This window comes from Desulfobulbus elongatus DSM 2908 (genome assembly GCF_000621145.1).
Classification (GTDB): domain Bacteria; phylum Desulfobacterota; class Desulfobulbia; order Desulfobulbales; family Desulfobulbaceae; genus Desulfobulbus; species Desulfobulbus elongatus.
In genome coordinates this window covers 77,415-89,528 of record NZ_JHZB01000003.1, presented here as the reverse complement: position 1 = coordinate 89,528, position 12,114 = coordinate 77,415, and the positions used below count along the sequence as shown (strand labels likewise).

The following is a 12,114-nucleotide window of genomic DNA, read 5'->3' as shown; positions in this document are numbered from 1 at the left end:
AAGTCGGCAGGGCCCCCGGCCGATAAGCAAAGTAAACGAGGCAACCGTCTTTATCGGACGTTCGCAATACCCTCAAGCCAAGGAGGCCGAACAACACACACAACGAGCAGGAAAACGCAGTAAACGTTTCACTCAGTACCAGGCAAGGATGCCACTTAAGACAAGCCAATTCAATATTCATGGAGGAATATCATGGCACTTTCAATCAACACAAACGTAGCTTCTCTCAACGCTCAACGTAACCTCGGGGCAACCCAGAACAATCTGGCGAAGTCCATGCAGCGTCTCTCAAGTGGTCTTCGGATCAACTCTGCCAAGGACGACGCCGCCGGTCTGGCCATTTCCGACCGGATGACCTCACAAATCCGCGGTCTCACCCAGGCCGCCCGAAACGCCAATGACGGTATCTCGTTGGCGCAAACCGCAGAAGGTGCGATGCAGGAATCGACCACCATTCTGCAGCGCATGCGCGAGTTGGCCGTTCAATCAGCCAACGACTCCAACACCGCCACGGACCGGGCCTCTCTCCAGAAAGAGGTTGCCCAGTTGCAGCAGGAACTGGATCGGATCGCCACCACCACCTCGTTCAACAACAAAAAGGTGTTGGACGGTTCCTTTACCGCCCAAGCCTTCCAGGTCGGCGCCAACGCCGGAGAAACCATCTCCTTCTCCGTTGGCGGTACTTCCTCGACCCAGATCGGCGCCCATCAGTACAAGGCGGGTGGGCTCATTAACAACGCAAATGCCGCTGCCAGCAACACGGTTGTCGCCCAGACCCTGACCGTTTCCGGTTCCTTGGGCACGGATACCGTCAGTGTCGGCGCTGGCGACTCGGCTAAGGCCATTGCCGACAAAATCAACAATGCCAGCAACGGCACCGGAGTCAGCGCATCGGCCGTCACCTATGCCAAACTCACCGTTGGCGCCACCGGAGGGCAAAACTTCAAGCTCTATGGCAAGAACTCCACCGGCGAGGACATTTCCGCCAACATCACCGATACCTCAGATCTCACCGAACTTGCGGACGCCATCAACGCCAAGGCCGCCCAGACCGGCGTTTCGGCCGAGTTGTCCGCGGACAAGGGTTCCATCACCCTGAAGAGTGCCGAAGGCCATGACATTCAGGTTGATTGGGGGGCTGGCAATCTTGTTCTGCAGGGACTTGAGAGCGATGGTACAACAACGGCTGGTTCAACGTCGAGTCTTACCGCCGCTGGCTCCGTCTCTGTCGGTGGAAACATCACCTTCACGTCGGAAAAATCCTTCAGTGTAGGATCAACCTCAGCCACCACTATTCTCGACGCCGCAACCGCAGGCAGCGAGTTGAGTTCGGTGGGTGGGATCGACATCAGCAGCCGCTCCGGGGCCACCGACGCACTCGCGGTCATCGACAGCGCCATTGCCTACGTTGACGGCGCCCGTGCGGATCTCGGTGCCATCCAGAACCGGTTCGAGTCCACCATCGCCAACCTGCAGAACATCGCCGAGAACGTGACGGCAGCCCGGTCACGGATCCTGGATGCGGACATTGCCCAGGAGACCTCGAACATGACCAAGCAGAACATTCTGCAGCAGGCCGGCGTCGCCATCCTGGCCCAGGCCAACCAGAGCCCGCAGTTGGCCCTGAGCCTGCTCCAGTAACATCCTTCTTCCCCGGGGAGACCGGTTCCGGTCTCCCCGGGGCCCTGATATTTTTCTTTGTACATGGAGGTAACAGATGAATATCGACACCATGGGCGCAACCAACCTGAGCCCGCCCAGAATCAACGAACCGGCGCAACAGGTGGAACGCAAGCGGCAGGAGAGCCAGGTGCAACCGCAGGTCACTCCCGAGGAAACCAAGGCGCAGCCTGAAGAACTGCTCAGCCAGATCAAGGCCATCACCGAGGACGGCCTGTACAGCGTCCGCTTCGAGCAGGAGAGCGCTACCGCGGACCTGATCGTCAAGATCGTCGACCAGGATACCGAGAAAGTGATCCGGCAGATTCCCCCGGAAGAACTCGTCAACCTCAGTAAACACCTCAAGGAATTACGCGGCAACCTGATCAATACCGTCAGCTGACCGGCAATACGGAGATTTGAGCCATGACTATTCAATTCGGCGGCCTGGCCTCAGGGCTGGACACCAGCAGCATCATCGACCAACTGATGAGCCTCGAACGGCAGCCGGTTACCCGGCTCCAGACCGACAAGACCTGGCTCAACAACCGGTTGGCCGCATTCACCGAGCTGGATACCAGGCTCAAGACCTTTGCCGATTCGATCAAGAATCTCGGCGACACCGATTCGCTTCTGAAACGGTCCATCAAGCAGAGCACCAACGACTTCCTCACCGCCTCCGTCTCCAGCGAAGCGCTGGCCGGAACCAGTTATCAGGTGGAGGTCCTCTCTCTGGCGCAGGTGCAGAAATCGGTCACCGCCACCGGCTTCGCCTCCAAATCGGAGGCCGCCTTCGGCACGGGCACCCTGCAGGTCACGGTTGGCGACACCAGCCATTCCATTGAGATAACGTCTGAAAACAACTCGCTCGAAGGGATCATGCAGGCCATCAACAAGGCCAATGTCGGCGTGAGGGCAGCGATCATCAACGACGGCAGCGCCACCCCCTACCGCTTGTCCCTGACCGGCGAGGATGTCGGCACAACCTTCTCCTTCGACAGCAGCGGCCTGACCGGCGGGAGCAGCAGTCTCGGGGGAATCAATCTGGACGACGGCGCCGGCGGGGTTATCAACCCGCCCGTGCAGGCGGCAACCCGCGCCCATGTCCGGATCGACACCGTCGACATCTACAGCGACTCGAACACGTTGACCGAGGCCATTCCGGGTGTCACCCTGGACCTGGTTCAGGCAAAGGAAGGTTCCACCACGACGCTCAACATCAACCTCGACCGGAGCAGCATCAAATCGACCGTCCAGTCCTTTGCCAAGGGATATAACGAGGTGGTCAGCTTCATCATGGGGCAATCGGTCATCAACGAGGAAGGCGGCGGCGTTCTGGGCGGAGATTCCGGCATCAACTCCATCAAGCGGCACCTGCAACGCATGCTGACCACTCCTTTCGCCAATGACGGCGTCTTTGTCACCTTGTCCCAGCTGGGTTTCGAAACGCAGAAGGACGGCACCCTGACGGTAAACGACAAGACCCTTTCCGATGCCGTGGAAAACAACCTGGACAGCGTCGTCAGTCTGTTGGCCGGGGACGGCGACGGCAAGGGGATGGCCCAACAGTTCCAGGATTATTTGGGTTCCATGACCAACTCGTCCTCCGGCATGCTGAAGGGAAGAAAGGACAGCATCACCAGCAGCATCAAGCGGGTCGACAAACAGATCGAATCGCTGGAAAGCCGGCTCGAACACCGGCAGAAAACACTGGAAGCCCAGTTCACCGCCATGGAAACCCTGGTCAGCACCCTCAACTCGCAATCCACCTACCTGTCCCAACAGATGGACGCGCTCAGCAACATCATGAATTACAGGAGCAAGTGATGAACGGATACACCAACCAATACCTGGCTACGACGGTCAACTCGGCATCGCCGGAACAGTTGATGCTCATGCTGTACGATGGTGCCATCCGTTTCATCTCCCTGGGCGCGCAGGCCATCGAAAACGGCCTGGTCGACAAACGGGCCTACTATATCAACAAGGCATCGGCCATTGTCTCCGAATTCGCCGCCACCCTGGACCGCAACCAGAACGCCCAACTGGCGGACGATCTCGACGCCCTGTACGGCTACATGCTGCGCCGCATGCTGGACGCCAATCTGAAAAACGACACCGCCCCGTTGCTCGAGGTCAGGCAATTGCTCTCGGATCTCCGGGCGACCTGGGCGCAGGCCATCGACCTCAACAAGAAAGAGATGCGGGAAGCCACTGGAACCGAGGCCCCGGACAAGACCATGGCCACCTACCGGCCGCTGGTGGTGGCGATGTGATTATGGAGACACATGCATTGATCGAACAGGCGGCGGCACAGTACCGGCAGCTTGACCAGGTGGGTGTGGAGGTCGAGCAAGCCGTCCAGAACAACGAACTCGCCGCCCTGCCGGAATTGTGCGCGCGCCTCAATGCCCTCCAGGAACAGGCCAGGGCCCTCGACGCCGACCTGCTCGAATTGGTGCGGCGACAACCGGAGTTGCGGGAACTGGCCGTGACCGGGGAATGGCTGCGACTCATGCACGGTATCGGGGAACGCAACCGGCGGTTGATGCCGCGCCTGAAAAGCATCGTGGCGGTACAGCGCAATGAACTGCACACCTTGCGGAAGGGGAATTCCATGCTGCAAGGATATAAACCCGGGATTGCCCAGACGGGAAGACGCATTTCCTCGTCCGGTTGAACCCCGGCCTCTCCCCGCGCCCACCACGCGGCCGTTTTATTTCGTGTGGTGGGCACCGTTTCCATTCTTTTCCGCCTTCCCAAAAAATTCTTCCTTTTCCTGCGCGCTTATGGCAATCTAAATTAGATATCGTTTTCCAACCTCCAAGAGGGGTAACACCTTGCCATCATTGACGAGTTTCTTCCATTCCATCAAAGAGGGCATGGCGGTGCGCGCCGCTGTTCCCCTGCTCGGCCTGAAAGAAAAGGAGCGATTGCACTGTTTCTACGGGAAAGGAGAACCACCCGCATTCACCCTCACCTTTCCGGACGGCGTCCTCGCGCTCGAACAGGTGGATACCGCCAGGCCGTGCAGGGTGATGTTCGATTGCATCAACCAGACTATTGCTGTGGCCGCCTCCATTCAAGCGATCAGGGATCCATCCACCCTGGAACTCGTTGCCCGGGAAACCGTAACCCACACCCATGCCCGCAACTATTTCCGCGTCGATGCCTCCACCAAGGTTGCCGCTTCGCCGGTTGTGCCGGAAGAAACGCCGCGGGAAACGGGACACTGGCGCCTGCTCGGCGACACCATCGATCTGAGCGGCAGCGGGCTGTTGTGCAGTTTCGGCGAATCTCTGGAAAAAGAACTCAGGGTGAAGATCGAGCTGACGCTACCGACCCGGGACATGGAGGTCATCGTGGCGCTGGGCCATGTGGTTCGCTGCCGGAAAATAGAGGCGCATCTCTATCACATCGCCCTGCACTTTGACGAGATCGACTCCGAAAGCCAGGACAAGATCATGGCCTGCTGTTTCGAATTGCAGCGAAGGTATCTGCGCATGCGGGTTCGGCTGGAAAGCATCGATGCCGCGTGAACGGGGAGCAGGGTTGTCGTTTTTTCAACATGACAATATGGTCGCACCGTGTCAGGAATTCATGATATTCTAGCAAAGCTGAACGACAAGGCCCCCACCATTGTCGATCTTCCCGGCATCCGCGAGGAAACGATCCGCTGCAAGGCCCTGTTCGTCAAAAAAGAGCTTCCCTGCCTGGAATTGGTGTTCCCTCCCCGTTCCTGGGAGGCGGCTGATCTGAAGATCGGCGCCGACTGCAACCTGGCCGTGGAACACAATGGCCTGACCATCAACCTGATCGCCCGGCTCGACGGGGTTGTCCGGGACCGCCGTTTACGCTTCACGGCGCGGGAGCCTGTCGCGCCGGAATCCTTGCGCGATTATTTTCGGGTGTCGATCAACACCCCCATCGAAGCCAGCTATATTGCGGGGCCCAAGGAAATCAAGAACACCACCTGGAAACTGACCGGCACCACGCTCGATTTGAGCGGCAGCGGCGTGTTGGCGCTTTTTACCGAAAAACCGCCCAGCCACCAGCGCATCCAACTGGTGATCACCGTGCCGGAGGAAGACACGCCCATCGTCTGCCTGGCCAGCGTGGTCCGGGCATACAGAATCCGCAAAAACCGGTTTCAGGTCGCCTTCCACTTTGAAAACCTCACCCCCAAAACCAGGGATATGCTCATTGCCTGCTGCATGCAGGAACAACGTCGTCAACTGAGGGAAAACGTCCATATTCTCTGATACGGGCATGTGAACGGGCAGCAACGACGCCCTCACGCGGTTTTGTCCTCGCCGTGTTCCTGTTCGAGACATCGGTGAACGGTGGAATGCCGGCTCTCCTTGCCCTTGGGATGTTTGTTGACCGCGCGTTGCTGACGACGCCAGCAGAGGGGAATTCCCGTGGAACCTGTCACCCTGATCACCGAAGTCAAGCCCCCTTTTTCCACCCGGCTCGCCGGCGAACAGCACCAGCGCCCTCCCTTTACGCAGGGGCAGATGCTCCAGGGCACGGTGAGCGCCAAGGGCGAGGCAAACCTGTTCACCCTCGACATCAACGGCCAGCCGGTGACGGCCGAATCGTCGGCGCCCCTGCGGGTCGGGCAGCAGCTCGACCTCCGGGTCGTTGCGCTGACACCGCGCATGGAATTGCAGGTTGTCGCCCCCAATCCGGCCAATCGCTGGCTGGGCAACGTCCTGCCGCTGTTGGGGAAGGAATCGTTTCTCCTGCCCCAATTGACGGCCCTGGCCGACGATACCCGGCTGATGGCGCAGCTCGGGCCGGAAACCCGGGGAACCGTGCTCTTCTACGCCGGGCGGGGAGAGGCGGTCGGGACGCCCCCCACCCCTCTTCCTGTTCCTACGGTCATCGGCCAGCTTGCCGACTTGCTCGTCGGGAAAACTGCGGCTGCATCCGTTGGCCTGCAGATTCCCTTTCAGGAAATCGCCGAACAGCTCCAGCGCGCCAGTCGCACCGCTTCGCTCAATCCGAAGACAGCGGCGGAAGCCGTTCGACTCGCCGGCCTTTTTTCCCCCCAGGACGAGGGGCCGGACCATGCTGCGCTGGCTCAAGCCGCAGCATCCCATCGTACGGCGGCCGAACCGAAAGAGGCCGGGGCGCTCCTGGAGTTCATGACAACCCTGGCAGGGTTCAAGGCGACGGAGACGACGCTTCTGGCGCAACTGCTCTCGCTCCATCAGGCATACGGCTCCCTGCCGTCCGAACATCCCCTGCGGCAGTTGCTCGCTTTTCTGATCCAGACGACCAGCGAGCACGCCCTGCCCTCCCTCGTGCAGGGAGCGGGCGAACAGGTGCGCGCGCGTCTCGGCAGATTGGGACTGAACATGGAGCACCTGCTCGCGGGAGACAAGGCAGACGAGGCGATGCGCACCCTGAAATTCGCCTTGCTCGAATTGGCGCAGCAGGACGTACTGTCGGCCGACAAAGGCGGTGCTCCCGATCAGTTGGGACAGCTTCTCGAACTCTATCAGTTGGTCCGGCTCCGACTGGCGAACGAATCGCTCGTTTTTCTTCCCCTCCCGTTTTCTTTCCTGCACCAGGGATATGCACTGGTCGGGGACGACCGTTCCGACAGGGAGTTCGAGGCAACGGACGAACAGGACGGACGGACGAATCAAACCGTGGCCCTGCATCTGCAACTCGAAGGACTCGGCAACCTCCAGATCGACATCCGCCGGCAGGAGGGCCGAGTCGCCTTGCGATTCCTGGCGGAAAGCGCGGAAAAGGCAAAATTCATCGCCGGATTCCGCCAGGAACTGGAGCAATGGCTCACCAGCGGCGACCTGGAGTCGGTGCAGTTTCTTGTTGGCGCGCGGGAACCGATCAAGGTATTGCTGGAAAAAATCATGCCCGGCGGGGCCGGCATGATCGACACCAGGGCCTGAAGCGATTACGACCAAGGTGCGATATGGCTGAAGAGCGCGGTAAGGGAAAACGGGCGGTCGCCCTGCTCTATGACCCCAAGAAGGGGGATGCCCCGAAGGTGGTGGCGAGCGGGGCCAACCTGATCGCCGAAAAGATCATCGCGACGGCGGCGGCGGCCGGCGTGCATATCAAGGAGGACCCAGACCTGGTTGAAGTGCTGGCCAAAATCCCGGTCGGCGAAGAGATCCCGGCCGAACTGTATCAGACCATCGCCGAGGTGCTGGCCTTTGTCTACACGGTGAACAACCGGTACAAAACGGCAAAGGGTACGGAGGCGCCGACGGTGCGGTAAAAGCCCTCTTGCAGTGCCAACCTCTTGGTATCAAAACGGATTGAAAAAAAAAACGGTGGGGAAAAAACCCCTTCATATAAGCAATTTTCTGACGTATACTTTTGACAATTGAAAAGAACCAGCAAAGATCCCATTGAAAAAATTCATTTTTTTCATCATGAGCTTTTTCGGTGGTCCTCCTCTTTGCGGGAACACGATTTTTCCCAATCGACTCGACGAATGAGTTCTCCCTGAACAATCTATCAGAACGTGTACGAGGTTACCCCTATGAACTATGGAGTTGTTAGCCAGGAACAACTAGAGAAAATCGACGAAATCCTGACTGAAAAGCTCATTAAGATCGGAGTCGATTGCGTGATCATCATCGACATGGCCGGCAACATCATCACCGCCAAGGACAACGGGACGTCGAAATACGACGTCTATTCGTTTGCCGCCCTGGCAGCCGGCAACTTCGCCACGGTGGACGCCATGGCCAAACTCGTCGGCGAGCAGGAATTTTCGTTGTTGTTCCACAAGGGCTCGGAATGCAACATCCATTTTTCAAAAATCGACGATGAACTCCTGCTGATCACCATGTTCGGCAAAAGCATTTCCCTGGGTTTTCTCCGGCTCAACGTGGTGGAGGCCATCGACCGTATCAAGAAAATATGGGCCCGCGGCTAGCCGATGCCCTTGTTCGACAGTTGTCAATCAAACCTCCGTGTGAAATGATGTGAGATCAGTTTTAGGCCTCGCGGGAGAGAATTGTGAGCTTTATCAACCTCAGGGAAAAAATTGTTCAGGTGAAGATTGTCTATTACGGTCCCGGCCGTGGCGGCAAGACCACCAACCTCGAATACATCAACAGGAAGTTTTCCAAGCAGATCCAATCCGAGATGGTCAGTTTGAAGACCCATGGGGACCGGACGCTGTTTTTCGACTTTCTGCCGTTCAATATGGGACAGATCAAGGGATACGATTTAAAAATTCAATTGTACACCGTTCCCGGACAGGTCAAATACAACGCCACCAGAAAGCTGGTGCTCAAGGGGGTGGACGGCATTGTCTTCGTCGCCGATGCCCAGGAGCAGATGCGGGAGAAAAATATCCGCTCGCTCAATCAACTGCACGAAAACCTCGTGAGCTACAAGGAATCCATCTTCAAGATTCCCTTGGTGCTGCAATACAACAAAGTTGATCTGCGCAATCAGGGCATCCCTATCCTGCCGACCTCAGTGCTCGAGAAAGATCTCAACAGCAAACTCAAGGTCCCCGCCTTTGAGGCAAGCGCTCTCACAGGATATAACGTCCCGGAGACGTTAAAAAAGATTATTTCATCCACGGTTATTTCCATCCAGAAGAAGCTCATGTGATGGCCGCCGATCGTGGAGGTTAACAGCAGAGTCGGTTTATGAAAACATCGCAGCGTACCCACATTTCTTCAATGGATGACTTTGAAGATCTGACACTTTTCGCCAATGAGTCCTTTGATACTGGAAATGTCGATCTTTTTGAATTCACCAGCGAAGAATCATCCCCGTTGACGCGGCTCAAGTCCATCATCCTTTCCCTTGACTGGGAAATCAGCGACGACATCCTTCAGGAACTGGAAGAAGAACTGGACAATCTGCAAACCATGTGGCAGGGCGACAAGGTCGCCGAGGTCTACCTGCAGGGATTGAGCAAGATCGGTCGGTATATTCGCACCAAAGGAGCCTATGCCCACCCCAACTCCATCAAGCTGCTGCTCACCTTTTTCTATAACTTTGAAAAAATCATCTCGTCGGCCCAGATCACTGGCGAACAGATCACCCAACTGCTGAAAGGAGATGTCCGCAAATTCAAGATTCTGCAATACCAGATCAACCAAAGCGAATCAACACCGGCCGAACCAGCCGGGATTTCCGTCGATCCTGAAGAAAGCGCCATCCCGCCGGACCAGGCCGGTGCCGTGACCGAACAGGATGCCTTCAAGCAGTTGAGAGCGGCCATTCTCAGTCTTGACTGGGAGGTCACCGACGACAGCTTGCGGCAATTCAATGAAAAGATCGATGGAGTGCACACCAGGATAGCGGGCAACAAACCGGCGCTCGTCCTCGTTCAGGGGTTGCAGGTCCTGGGTGATTACATTGCCGACGAACGGGCCGAGTCCCATCCGGAATCGTTCATCCTCCTCCATTCGTTCAACGAGGCCCTGGAAGAGGTGACGAAAACCGGCGATCAGCAGTTAGAACAGGAGCACATCCAGGACCTCCTCGTTGACCGGATCAACCGCCTCAACAATCTCAAGATGTTGATTGCCTCGCCAACCGCCGCCGGGATCGACGATCAGAAGCTCGACCAGGTCTTCGAGGAACTGAGCGCCCCTGTCGCGGGAGAAGCGTCCGGCGACGTCCCATCATTGTCGGTTGTTCCGGGCCTTGCGGCAGATGTGCCGGAAGCGGTTCCGCCGCCGGATACTCTCGCCGCCTCGACCGAGGATCTGGCAGCGGAACTCGACACCCTTTTCGCCACAGAGGCGATACCGGCCATGGAATCCGCCGATGTGCACTATCCCGATGAAGTGCTGCCTCCGGAGGCCATTCATCCGGTTGACGATGAATTGGCCGACGATTTCATCGAATCCTCCTTGAGCAGCAAACGCGGGTTGACGCCGGCGTTGGCCGATGCCAACGAAACCTCGGGATTCGATGCAAGTGCCGAACCCCTTGATCTGCCCACGCAGAGCGACCTTGCCGAGCAACTGGATTTCCTCTTCGCCGACACCGGCACCGAAGAGGAATCGCTGGCCGATTTGGCGGGAAATGAGATTGGGGCCGACCCGGTCATTGCCGCCCTCAGCGACGCCGAAATCCCCGGCGAGGACAATGCGTTTGTCCTGGAGCTCCAGGAAACCGAAGAGATCGATGCGGGCTCACTCGACATCCAGAGCAAGCTGGACAGCTTCTTCGCCGGCGACGACGATGAACCGGAAGAATCCGGGGACGCCCTGACGGAGGATGCAACCGGGGACGACCCGGTCATCGCCGCCCTCAGCGACGCCGAAATCCCCGGCGAGGACAATGCGTTTGTCCTGGAGCTCCAGGAGACCGAAGAGATCGATGCGGGCTCACTCGACATCCAGAGCAAGCTGGACAGCTTCTTCGCCGAGGACGGCAATGAACCGCTGAAACCGGGCACCGCCTCTGAAACCAAAGTGAACGAAATCGAGCAGACCCTTTTCTTCAACGAAACGGAAAGTCTCCAGGCCGCCCTTGCCGACAGCGACGAGGAACAGGGGTTTTCCGAGGAAGCCGAAATCGCGGCGTTGAGTTTCACCCCCATGGATGAAATCGAAGAGAAGCTCGGTCTCTTCTTCGGCACCGATGAGGAAATCGAGGAGGAGACGCTCCCCGCCGAATCCGGGCAGGCGACGCCGGCGGAATCCTTGGGACCCGACCCGACCGCAACCGGCGATGTCGAGTTCGAGACCGCTCCGACCACGACGGAACCCGATGCATGGCAACCCGGCGGGGAAACAACCCTCTCCGGAAACCGGGCTGGGAGGGAGCCGGAGCATGTCGAAGCGTTCGACCTCGGTCTGACCGGTACCGAGGAGGAAGAACAAGCCGCACCCGCTCCTCCCGAGGTGGATGCACTGACCATGGCCCTGGAAGCCACCATCGCCGACCAGCCGCCCGCACCACCGGCGACGGTCGAATCGGCGGAGATCCAACTGGCGGCGCTGGGAGCGCTGCTGCCGCTGGTGGTCCGCACGCCGTCCCGCGACAATGTCGCCGAATCGACCGGCATGGTCGCGACTCTCAAACAGGGCGACTTGTCACCGGTGCAGCAATCGCTGGTGCAACTGCTCGAATCGACCCTGACCCTGCTGGTCCGGCTGCCCACCAAGGAACATGCGGCCACGGAACGACTGGTCAATTATCTGTACGAACAACTGATTGCCGAACATGGCCGGGCCGATGTCCTGCCCGAGGCCATCGGCCGTTTTACCGTCTGGCTGCACGAGGCCGGCAGGATCATGCCGATCGTGCCGGCGGCCAGCGGGCAGGAACACGAACCGCACTATGCCTACACGGCCAAGGAACTGTACTTCGAACTTTCCGATCTCCGCGCCTCCATGCGCGAGGAATTCGCCAAGTTACGGCACGAGATGGAACATCACCGCTAGCAGCGGCGCGCCATATCTTTTCCAGGCAAGGGGTCGGGCAGTTCCG

12 protein-coding genes are annotated in these 12,114 nt (G+C 58.5%); all 12 read left to right on the top strand.

The window, feature by feature from the left end; genetic code table 11:
- Positions 1-192 precede the first annotated feature (192 nt).
- The 12 genes from Q362_RS24695 (at position 193) to Q362_RS0102315 (ending at position 12,068) form a co-directional block, all read left to right on the top strand.
- On the top strand, positions 193-1,641 hold the full coding sequence (locus Q362_RS24695; protein ID WP_028317366.1) for a flagellin N-terminal helical domain-containing protein: 1,449 nt from the start codon (positions 193-195) through the stop codon (positions 1,639-1,641).
- Between the two features lie 76 nt (positions 1,642-1,717).
- The gene (locus Q362_RS0102365; RefSeq protein WP_028317365.1) at positions 1,718-2,062 is read left to right on the top strand and encodes a flagellar protein FlaG; all 345 of its coding nucleotides are present in this window, start codon (positions 1,718-1,720) and stop codon (positions 2,060-2,062) included.
- Positions 2,063-2,085: 23 nt separating this feature from the next.
- Positions 2,086-3,486, top strand: coding sequence for a flagellar filament capping protein FliD (gene fliD, locus Q362_RS0102360; RefSeq protein WP_028317364.1), 1,401 nt, complete (start codon positions 2,086-2,088; stop codon positions 3,484-3,486).
- Positions 3,486-3,935 (top strand): flagellar export chaperone FliS, encoded by a 450-nt coding sequence (gene fliS / locus Q362_RS0102355; RefSeq protein WP_028317363.1) that lies wholly within the window; start codon positions 3,486-3,488, stop codon positions 3,933-3,935. Before fliD ends, fliS begins: the two co-directional genes overlap by 1 nt.
- Positions 3,936-3,937: 2 nt before the next feature.
- A complete protein-coding gene (locus Q362_RS0102350) occupies positions 3,938-4,339 on the top strand; it encodes a hypothetical protein (RefSeq protein WP_157469827.1) in 402 nt (133 codons plus the stop codon).
- A 160-nt stretch (positions 4,340-4,499) separates the two neighbouring features.
- Complete coding sequence (locus Q362_RS0102345; RefSeq protein WP_157469825.1) at positions 4,500-5,198, top strand: PilZ domain-containing protein; 699 nt, start codon at positions 4,500-4,502, stop codon at positions 5,196-5,198.
- Between the two features lie 48 nt (positions 5,199-5,246).
- Positions 5,247-5,921, top strand: a complete 675-nt coding sequence (locus Q362_RS0102340; RefSeq protein WP_028317360.1) for a flagellar brake protein — start codon at positions 5,247-5,249, stop codon at positions 5,919-5,921.
- A 159-nt stretch (positions 5,922-6,080) separates the two neighbouring features.
- Positions 6,081-7,583: a flagellar hook-length control protein FliK gene (locus Q362_RS0102335; protein WP_028317359.1), complete on the top strand. Its 1,503-nt coding sequence runs from the start codon at positions 6,081-6,083 to the stop codon at positions 7,581-7,583.
- 23 nt (positions 7,584-7,606) lie between these two features.
- A complete protein-coding gene (locus Q362_RS18765; RefSeq protein WP_051553519.1) occupies positions 7,607-7,915 on the top strand; it encodes an EscU/YscU/HrcU family type III secretion system export apparatus switch protein in 309 nt (102 codons plus the stop codon).
- Positions 7,916-8,182: 267 nt separating this feature from the next.
- A complete protein-coding gene (locus Q362_RS0102325; RefSeq protein ID WP_028317358.1) occupies positions 8,183-8,581 on the top strand; it encodes a roadblock/LC7 domain-containing protein in 399 nt (132 codons plus the stop codon).
- Positions 8,582-8,664: 83 nt separating this feature from the next.
- Positions 8,665-9,270 (top strand): GTP-binding protein, encoded by a 606-nt coding sequence (locus Q362_RS0102320; RefSeq protein ID WP_028317357.1) that lies wholly within the window; start codon positions 8,665-8,667, stop codon positions 9,268-9,270.
- Between the two features lie 71 nt (positions 9,271-9,341).
- Positions 9,342-12,068: a hypothetical protein gene (locus Q362_RS0102315; RefSeq protein WP_028317356.1), complete on the top strand. Its 2,727-nt coding sequence runs from the start codon at positions 9,342-9,344 to the stop codon at positions 12,066-12,068.
- The last annotated feature ends 46 nt before the right edge of the window (positions 12,069-12,114 follow it).

Excerpts from the sequence above, each read along its gene's own strand:
- Q362_RS24695 (WP_028317366.1), top strand. The coding sequence starts at position 193 with ATGGCACTTTCAATCAACACAAACGTAGCTTCTCTCAACGCTCAACGT.
- Q362_RS0102365 (WP_028317365.1), top strand. The coding sequence starts at position 1,718 with ATGAATATCGACACCATGGGCGCAACCAACCTGAGCCCGCCCAGAATC.
- fliD (WP_028317364.1), top strand. The coding sequence starts at position 2,086 with ATGACTATTCAATTCGGCGGCCTGGCCTCAGGGCTGGACACCAGCAGC.
- fliS (WP_028317363.1), top strand. The coding sequence starts at position 3,486 with ATGAACGGATACACCAACCAATACCTGGCTACGACGGTCAACTCGGCA.
- Q362_RS0102350 (WP_157469827.1), top strand. The coding sequence starts at position 3,938 with ATGGAGACACATGCATTGATCGAACAGGCGGCGGCACAGTACCGGCAG.
- Q362_RS18765 (WP_051553519.1), top strand. The coding sequence starts at position 7,607 with ATGGCTGAAGAGCGCGGTAAGGGAAAACGGGCGGTCGCCCTGCTCTAT.
- Q362_RS0102325 (WP_028317358.1), top strand. The coding sequence starts at position 8,183 with ATGAACTATGGAGTTGTTAGCCAGGAACAACTAGAGAAAATCGACGAA.
- Q362_RS0102315 (WP_028317356.1), top strand. The coding sequence starts at position 9,342 with ATGGATGACTTTGAAGATCTGACACTTTTCGCCAATGAGTCCTTTGAT.